The organism is Candidatus Symbiopectobacterium sp. (assembly GCF_020054415.1).
Lineage (GTDB): Bacteria > Pseudomonadota > Gammaproteobacteria > Enterobacterales > Enterobacteriaceae > Symbiopectobacterium.
In genome coordinates this window covers 1-1,407 of the sequence record NZ_JAHWCO010000024.1, presented here as the reverse complement: position 1 = coordinate 1,407, position 1,407 = coordinate 1, and the positions used below count along the sequence as shown (strand labels likewise).

Genomic DNA, 1,407 nt, shown 5'->3' with positions numbered 1-1,407 from the left:
GCCACTTTTGCCATAACCGTGTTTTTTCACAGGAGATGTCTGTTCACAAAACGGGCATCTTACATCAACTTTAGCCACTGTATTCCACATCCAAAACCGGACATTTCACACTGCAATCAACATATTGAATACACGACCCACTGACTTGCCAGTACGACGCGCCCTTTTCTCCGTTTAGCGCGGCCAATCTCAACAGCGGCTCGGCATGGCTGAAAGAGAGTGAATTTGATGCGGCGGAGCTGTGTATTGCGGATTATCAGGGGATTGATATTGCACGGATAGCTGAGGCGTTAGCCTCGCACGGATTGGGCTGCACCACCATTGCCAGCGGGCAGGCGCGTAAGCGGGAAGGGTTATCGCTGCTGGCACAAGACCCGGAAATTCTGCGTCGCACGCGTCAGCGCCTTTTTGAGCATATCGATGCGGCAGCGGTGTTAGGATCTCATGTCACGATTGGTTCGTTGCTCGTGGCGGATACTGCATTGAGCGCAACGCGTTATTGCCAGCTTTTGGCGCAGGGGCTCGCTCCTTGTCTGGACTATGCGCACGCACGCGGCGTGACCCTGATCGTTGAAGCACTGAATCGCTATGAGGCCGAGCACCTTAATAGTGCAGAAGATATGATGCAGTTTCTTGACCTTATTGGCTCACCGCCACAGGTTGGCATTCTGTGGGATGTGTTTCATGGCGACATCGAAGATCGTGATTTCGCGCAGGCTATTGCATTGATGGTGTCTCGCTTGCGGCATGTACATTTTGTTGATTCTAAACGCGCTTTCCCTAGCTATGGCCACTTGCCGTTTGATGATATCTACCGCCAATTGTGGCAGTCTCATTATCAAGGCGCCATTTCGCTAGAGTGTCTTTGCCGACCGTCCACTCAGACGGTGATTGATGAGTCTGGGCCTTTTATTCAGCGTTTGCGTCAATTGTAGCGCACATAAGCAGACTAGGTTGTGTCCATTAATTGCATAACTTCTTGTAAAATAGGCGGATGCAGCCCAGTTTAACCATCGACAGATAATTTCTCGCCGTTTTGTCATAACGTGTGGCAATACGGAGGTATTCTTTTAATCGGCCAAAACATCTTTCCACTACATTGCGATGACGGTAAGCGTCACTGGCGAACCGTGAGCGCCCGTCCGAAGCCATTTTTTCATTCGTTTTTCGTGGGATGACTTCCTTTATCCCCTTTCGTTTCAGCTCGTTGCGTAGTGCATGCCCTGAATAAGCTTTGTCAGCCAGCACCGCATAACCACGACGCTTCATGCTGCCATTCTGGGTCGTGTATTCAATATGTTGATTGCAGTGTGAAATGTCCGGTTTTGGATGTGGAATACAGTGGCTAAAGTTGGTGTAAGATGCCCGTTTTGTGAACAGACATCTCCTGTGAAAAAACACGGTTAT

Annotated in this window: 2 protein-coding genes and 1 pseudogene; 1 reads left to right on the top strand and 2 read right to left on the bottom strand. The window is 49.8% G+C overall.

Annotated elements, in window-relative coordinates; all coding sequences use genetic code 11:
* A pseudogene (locus QZ506_RS00780) lies at positions 1-78 on the bottom strand (IS1 family transposase); the annotation flags it as partial.
* A gap of 50 nt (positions 79-128) precedes the next feature.
* Between QZ506_RS00780 and QZ506_RS00775 the strand changes: the two are divergent.
* Positions 129-935: a sugar phosphate isomerase/epimerase family protein gene (locus tag QZ506_RS00775; protein ID WP_367272948.1), complete on the top strand. Its 807-nt coding sequence runs from the start codon at positions 129-131 to the stop codon at positions 933-935.
* A gap of 28 nt (positions 936-963) precedes the next feature.
* Here the strand turns inward: QZ506_RS00775 and QZ506_RS00770 are convergent.
* A partial coding sequence (locus QZ506_RS00770; protein ID WP_291968369.1) for a transposase occupies positions 964-1,407 on the bottom strand: 444 nt, incomplete at its 5' end.